Below are 6,818 nucleotides of genomic sequence, written 5' to 3'. Positions count from 1 at the left end.
TCAGGGCGCACGAGCGGTCCACCAGGGGCAACCCGGTGGCGAGCCGGGGGCGCACATCGGCCAAGAACGGCTACACCACTTCAAGGGACGCCATCTGCCGTCGGAGCGGGTGCCGTTTTGAAAAGCGGGAGCATTTCGGCCTGCGATGTTCACGGTCCGCTCATCTGAGTGCGCGAGTTGCATTCGCCGCCCGGATGCTCACACTTTTCGGCACGACGAGGAAGCACGAGCCCTCGGGGAGATCGTGTCCCGCAGGGTGATGGCCGGTGGCTGTCGGGTGGTGATTGGAGCGTTTCTCCACCCCTCCGCCCTGGCCCACGGCCTCTGCCTCCCACCTTTCCTCCCTCCCTTTGGAGAAAAGGTCCACTCACCACCCGACGGGCAGCAACTGGCGGGTGTGCCCCACCTGCCGCCGCCATCCCGCCTGACAGACCCCCGCCCCGGCCCACCGGAATGCGCCCACACCACCCACCACTCCCCACCAAACCAACCCGGCGCGAGTGCGCACCACTGAGCCTCTGTCAACTTGAAGTCGCAGGTCAAGGGGCTGGTGTGCCGGTCTTCCGGTGTGCTCACGCTGGTCGTGGGGCGCAGCCTGTGGAGTAGTTCGTCTGCCAGTGGCGTTGAGGCTCTTCAAGCGATCAGGATTGCCTCATTTCCCCACCTGCTTGGTCCGGTGTCCAGCGCACTGGGAGAGTTGCGCCGGGCATCGACGGTAAGGGCTCAGGCAGTGCTCTCGTTTGGCTTGTCGAGGACGGCCAACTCCTGCTCGATCAAGCGCAGGCTTCCGGCGGCGACGTTCTCTTCGAGATGTGCCGGGTTCGCGGTGCCGGGAATGGCCAGCACGTGCGGACCGCGGTGGAGGGTCCAGGCGAGCCGTATCTGGGCCGGCGTCGCATCGTGGGCGCGGGCGACGGAGTGGACGCGCGCGTCGTGCTCCTGGTCTGCGGCTGCCTCGCGCCGCAGACCAGAGACCGCGAAGAACGGGACGAAGGCGATGCCCTGCTCCCGACACAGGTCCACCAGCCCACTTTCGTCAGCGCGGCGCCAGCCCAGGCCGTAGGAGTTCTGCACGCAGACCACGGGCGCGATCGTTCGGGCCTCGGCCACGTGCTCAGGCAGGACAGCGGAGAGCCCGAGGTGCCGGATCAGGCCGGCCTCGCGCAGTTCGGCGAGGGCGCCGAAGTGCTCGGCGACCGATGCCGTGCCGGGGCCGTTGGCGCGCAGGTTCACCACGTCCAGGTGGTCTCGGCCGAGTTGGCGCAGGTTTTCCTCGACCGGGCCGCGCAGCTGGTCGGGGCGGGCCATGCCAAGCCACTCACCGGAGGGATGACGTGCCGGGCCGACCTTCGTCACCACGACTACGTCGCCGTGCCAGGAAGCGAGGGCTCGGTTGATGAGCTCGTTCGCGGACCGCAGTGGCGAGAAGTAGAAGGCGGCCGTATCGATGTGGTTGACACCCTGCTCGAACGCGCTGTGTAACAGGCTGACAGCGAAATCGCGGTCGATCGGTGTGCCGTCGGAGTTCCCCATCATGCCGTTGCCCGTCAGCCGCATCGCGCCGTAGCCGATGCGGTTCACCTCCAGGTCCCCCAGCTTCCAGGTCCCTGCTGCCGCTGCTGCGCTCACCGTGCTCCTTCGCCCGTTGGTTCATCAGGTCCTGGAGTATGGGGCTGTCACGGTGCGCTGCGACAGGTCAAAAGGCTGGGCGAAACGTCACATATGCATCGGGAACTCACCTTCGCCGCAAAGCCGTTGAATTTTTCGGGAGAAGGCCAGTCCGTCCCGTGCTAATCAGCGGTTGACTTCGAGGTTCGTTAGAACGAGCAGGGCGCGCAGGAGGCGGGTGGCGCGGACAGGGTCGGCACGGAGCTTGCTGAGGAACCGCCAGTTCTTGAGGTGGGCGGAGCCGTGTTCGACCGGTGCCCGTCCGACGGCGAGGACCCGGTTGGCTCCCTTCTCGCCGGGAGTCAGCTTGTGGGTGCGGCTGGCATGGAAGCCGGTGACGATCACGGGGTCGAGTACGTCGTTGTCCAGGCCGCGAAAGCCGAGATCCGTGAGGGTGCCGAGGCCAGCGGCGCGCAGGTGGGCCAGGATGCGGTCGTGGCGGGCGGCGGTGATGTCGTAAGTGCGGCCGGGCCGGGCGGCTGATATCCAGACCAGGCGGCCCCTCTCGTCGGTGAGGGCGAGAAAGTGCAGACCGTGCCGGTGGTGCTTGCCGGAATAGTTCTTGCGGTCAGCTTTCCCGGTGCGGCGCTGGGTATGGACGAGGGTGCCGTCAATCAGGACGACCTTCCCACCCTGACGGGCGATCTTCTTCAACACACCGGATCGTAGAAGGCCGCTCGCCCGCCGAGAGCGGGAAACCTGCAAGCTGCCCCGTGACGGACGATCTACGGCACAGACTGTCGCCCACGACCAGCACGAGCGCCTCGGAACACGGTCACACCAGCCTTGCTGACCTGGGGCTTTCAGGTTGGCGGAGGCTCACTCACCGGGCGTCTGCCGCTGGACCGGCCCGGTGTGCGGGCGAGGAAGGCGGCCCACGCGGTGGGGGAGAGGGCGAGCCGGGGACCGGACGTCGTCTTCGAGTCGCGTATGAGGACGGCGGCAGGGGTGGTGGCTATCTCCACGCAGTTCGAACTGTCGCCGCTGTGGGACGACTTGCGCCAGCGGATGGTGTGCACGGTGTTCCTTCTCAGGCTTCTCGGATGAGGTTGTGGATGAAGTCGCGGGACTCGGCGGGATCGAGTGCGCAGGACGTCATGTGGTCCAGTACGGCTCGGTACTTGGTCAACTGTGCCTCCGCGTCCAGGAATCCGCAGCCGCCGTGGTGCGTGTCCAGTTGGACCGTGTCGAGCTGCGGCACAGCACCCGTGAGGTAGTCGAAGGACTGGCCGGTGCTCGGGAAGTAGGCCGTGCCGAACGGGATCACCCGGATGGTGACATGGGGCAGCTCGCCCATGTCGAGCAGGTGCGTGAGCTGGCCACGAGTCACGGAAGGGCCGCCGAAGCCCATGCGGAGGGCCGACTCATGAATGATCGCCGAGTAGGACGGCGGATCCTCTCGGTGCAGGATGCCCTGCCGTTTGATGCGGTACGTGAGACGGTGCTCGATCTCGTACTGGCGCATGGGCGGCACCACGGTCCGGAAGAGGGCGCGGGCGTGATCGGTGGTCTGCAACAGCGCCGGAATGTGGATCACCAGCGCGACGCGTAGCGCGGGCGTGTGGTGTTCCAGCTCCGCCAGGTCGACCAGTGCGGCGGGCAGGTGTTCGCGGTACTCCTCCCACCAGCCCCGGTGCCGGCGCCCGGTCATGGCGGCCAGTGCGTCGACCAGAGCCTGGTCGGAGCAGTCGTAGGCGGACGCCATCCCGCGTACGAGATCGGCGCTCACAGGGCTGCGACCGGTCTCGATCATGCTCACGCGCCCTTGGTTGACGCCCAGGTGCTCGGCGGCCCGGGTCACCGTGAACCCCGCCTTCTCACGGAGTTTGCGCAGCTCGGCGCCCAGTCTCCGTTGCCGCAGCGTCGGATTGTTCGTGGGCGGCAAAGCGTGTCCTTCCTGGCCGCGAAGCGGCTCTCATGTCCCTCACACGAGCTAATCAGAGATGAACCTCCCATAGTTGGGAGATTCATCTTCCAGATCGGCTCTACCGTAGCGGTATCGCTCACCCGCCGCGCTCGTAAGCCGGAAGCGCACCGACCAAGGCACTGCCACCGCCCGGCGTGGCCGTGAGTGTGAAACCAAAGTCCCCCTCTGATCCCCGGAGACAACCATGGTCACCGTAGCCCCGTCCCACCCCTGGACGTACGCCCTTCGCCTCCCCTGTGACCCCCGCGCCGTACGCGTCGCACGTATGACGGTGCGGGCCGCGCTCGACGGGCACGGCAGGCAGGACGCTCTCGACGTCGTGGAGTTGCTGACGTCGGAGCTGGTCACCAACGCCTGCCTGCATACCAGGGGGCCCGCCTCCCTGCGGCTCACGGGGCTGGGCGACGGCCGGCTGAGGGTCGGGGTGTGGGACAGCGACCCGTACATCCCCGCTCCGTTCGGCGGGTCCGGCGAGGACTTCGTTCCGCTCGCTCCGGACGACGCCGGGTCCGGGCGCGGACTGCGCCTCGTGCAGGAGTGCGCCGACTCGTGGGGCGGCTGGGCTCTCGATGGCGGTGCGCCGGGGCGAGGGGCCGGGAAGCTGCTCTGGTTCGAAGTGGGTGGGCGTGCCACACTTCCCCTGTTGCGGAAGTGAACAGAGGTGCCAGGGGGCGAGGGCGGATGAGCAAGCGGCAGACGCGGAAGATGCTGCAGCTGATGGCGAGCGGGGAGCCGGTCGAGCTCACCAGCGCGATGGCTTCCGTGAAGAAGCTCGCCCGACTCGCTTTCGTCGCCCAGCAGTTCGGGTACGAGTACGCGGACGTGCGGCAGGGCGGCGGGAACAACAGCCAGCTGAAGATGCTGATCGTGCCCGATCACAGTCCGCAGGCCCGCACCCGCGCCGCACAGAACCGGGCGCAGTACCCGAACGCCGGCGACGGGGTGTCCCTGCCGCCGCTCGTGCCGGACGCCTTCGAACTCCTCAAGGCCCGCATCAACTTCGACCTCACCGGAAAGAGCGCCGAGAAGCGGATGGGGTACGGCGCCCTCGGTGTCTCCATCGGCTGCGTGGTCGTCGCCTTCCGGATGGGCGGCACGTCCTCCGACTTCGCCGTCGCGGCCGTCATCTGGCTCGCCCTCATGGCCGTCTTCGGCATCGGTCTCCTCGTCACCCGCAAGCGCAACGCCAAGTTCGCGGCCCGGTTGCGGGCGGCCGGCTTCGCCCCGGTGGCGGACGAGACGGGCCGGGTGCGCTACCTGCCCCCGGGCGGGCAGATGCCGGGGCAGCACGGCAATCCCTTCGGGGGCGGCCCGTACGGGGCCCAGGGCCCGGGGATGCCGGGCGCGGCGCCCGGAACGCCCGCACCCGGTTACGGTCACCAGCCCCCGACGCCGTACGCCCAGCCCGCCGCCCCGGGGCCTTATGCCCAGCAACCGCCGGCCGCCTACGGCACCCCGCCCGCGCCCGCCCCGTACGACACCCCGCCCCAGGCCCCCGGCCCCTACGCCCAGCCCCAGCCCCCGTACGGTCAGCCCGCCCAGCCCCCCTACCCCCAGCAGAACCCCCACTGGCAGCCCCCGCAGCGCTGAAGCCGCCGTACCTCTCACCTGGTCCCCGCCCCAGGTGAGCGCAACGTTCCCTCCCGGTCACCGCCTGCCACAGCGACGAAACGCCCCCTCCCTACCTTCGGGATCAGCCCCTCGCGGCACCGCCCGCGCCCCCGGAGAGCAGTGGAGGCCTCATGACAGCCCGCAGCGGCCGCTGGATTCACGAGTGGGATCCGGAGGACGAGACCTTCTGGAACCGGACCGGAGAGAAGACCGCCCGTCGGAACCTCTTCTTCTCCGTGCTGTCCGAGCACATCGGGTTCTCCGTCTGGACGATGTGGTCCGTGCTGGTGCTCTTCATGGGCCCGGAGTACGGGCTCACCCCGGCCGACAAGTTCCTGCTGACGTCGGTGGTCACGCTGGTCGGTGCCGTGGTCCGGGTGCCGTACACCTTCGCCGTCGCCCTCTTCGGCGGGCGGAACTGGACGGTGATCAGCGCGGGGCTGCTGCTCGTGCCCACCGTCGCCGCGTTCGCCGTGATGGAGCCGGGGACGTCCTTCTCCACGTTCCTCCTCGTCGGCCTGCTGGCCGGTATCGGCGGCGGCAACTTCGCCTCCTCCATGACCAACATCAACGCCTTCTTCCCGCTCAGGAAGAAGGGCTGGGCGCTCGGGCTGAACGCCGGCGGCGGCAACATCGGCGTCCCGGTGATCCAGCTCGCCGCCCTCGCGATCATCGGCGCGAGCGGCGGGCCGCGCGTGCTGCTCGGCATCTACATCCCGCTGATCGTCGTCGCCGCCGTGCTCGCCGCGCGGTACATGGACAACCTCGCCTCGGTGAAGAACGACACCGGTGCCGCCAAGGACGCCGCCAGGGAAGCGCACACCTGGATCATGTCCTTCCTCTACATCGGCACCTTCGGCTCGTTCATCGGCTACAGCTTCGCCTTCGGGCAGGTGCTGCAGAGCCAGTTCGACCGCACCCCGCTCGAAGCCGCCTACGTCACCTTCATCGGTCCGCTGCTCGGCTCCCTGATCCGCCCGGTGGGCGGCTCGCTCGCCGACCGGTACGGCGGCGCGCGGATCACGCTGTGGAACTTCGTCGCCATGGGCGCGGCGACCTCCGTGCTGATCGTCGCCTCCATGCGGGAGTCGCTGGCGCTGTTCACCGTCGCCTTCGTGGTGCTGTTCGTGCTGACCGGCCTCGGCAACGGGTCGACGTACAAGATGATCCCCGGCATCTTCCAGGCGAAGGCCTTGGCCAAGGGGCTCACGGGTGAGGAGGCGGTGGCGTACGGACGGCGGTTGTCCGGGGCGTCCATGGGGCTGATCGGCGCGGTGGGCGCGCTCGGCGGGGTCGGCATCAACCTGGCCTTCCGCCAGTCCTTCCTCTCCTACGGCTCCGGCACCGGCGCGTTCGTCGCGTTCCTCGCCTGCTACGCGGTCTGCTTCGTGGTCACGTGGGCGGTATACCTTCGCCGTCCGGCGGCCCGGCCGACGGAAACGGATGCCGCTCCGGAGGAGAAGCCGCAGCTCAGCTACGCCAAGGTGTGACGGGAAGTGACGTAACACTGGTGACATGAAGCCGAACCGAGCCTGTCATGGATCGTTGACAGGCTCGATCGGCATGGAGGTGGAGCCGCACTTTCATGCACGCAGGACGCACCTCCCCGCAG

Annotated in this window: 7 protein-coding genes; 3 read left to right on the top strand and 4 right to left on the bottom strand. The window is 68.6% G+C overall.

Going from position 1 to position 6,818, the window contains the following annotated elements:
• Positions 1-723: 723 nt before the first annotated feature.
• The 4 genes from ACIA6T_RS31260 to ACIA6T_RS31245 form a co-directional block, all read right to left on the bottom strand.
• Positions 724-1,629, bottom strand: coding sequence for an oxidoreductase (locus ACIA6T_RS31260; RefSeq protein WP_399449876.1), 906 nt, complete (start codon positions 1,627-1,629; stop codon positions 724-726).
• 165 nt (positions 1,630-1,794) lie between these two features.
• Entirely contained in the window at positions 1,795-2,322 is a 528-nt protein-coding gene (locus ACIA6T_RS31255) for a transposase family protein (RefSeq protein ID WP_399449875.1), read from the bottom strand.
• Between the two features lie 149 nt (positions 2,323-2,471).
• Positions 2,472-2,687: a DUF397 domain-containing protein gene (locus ACIA6T_RS31250; protein WP_399449874.1), complete on the bottom strand. Its 216-nt coding sequence runs from the start codon at positions 2,685-2,687 to the stop codon at positions 2,472-2,474.
• Positions 2,688-2,698: 11 nt separating this feature from the next.
• Entirely contained in the window at positions 2,699-3,553 is an 855-nt protein-coding gene (locus ACIA6T_RS31245; RefSeq protein WP_399449873.1) for a helix-turn-helix domain-containing protein, read from the bottom strand.
• A gap of 226 nt (positions 3,554-3,779) precedes the next feature.
• Here ACIA6T_RS31245 and ACIA6T_RS31240 point away from each other — a divergent pair, with 226 nt between their 5' ends.
• From ACIA6T_RS31240 to ACIA6T_RS31230, 3 genes are all read left to right on the top strand, one after another.
• Positions 3,780-4,250 (top strand): ATP-binding protein, encoded by a 471-nt coding sequence (locus ACIA6T_RS31240; RefSeq protein WP_399449872.1) that lies wholly within the window; start codon positions 3,780-3,782, stop codon positions 4,248-4,250.
• Positions 4,251-4,276: 26 nt separating this feature from the next.
• Entirely contained in the window at positions 4,277-5,185 is a 909-nt protein-coding gene (locus ACIA6T_RS31235) for a hypothetical protein (protein ID WP_399449871.1), read from the top strand.
• A gap of 152 nt (positions 5,186-5,337) precedes the next feature.
• Positions 5,338-6,696, top strand: coding sequence for a nitrate/nitrite transporter (locus ACIA6T_RS31230; protein ID WP_399449870.1), 1,359 nt, complete (start codon positions 5,338-5,340; stop codon positions 6,694-6,696).
• Positions 6,697-6,818 lie beyond the last annotated feature (122 nt).

Origin of the sequence: Streptomyces sp. NPDC051740 (assembly GCF_044453165.1) — a bacterium.
Taxonomy (GTDB): domain Bacteria; phylum Actinomycetota; class Actinomycetes; order Streptomycetales; family Streptomycetaceae; genus Streptomyces; species Streptomyces atrovirens.
Note: the sequence above shows the minus strand (reverse complement) of the source record. Positions and strands in the feature narration are given on the sequence as shown.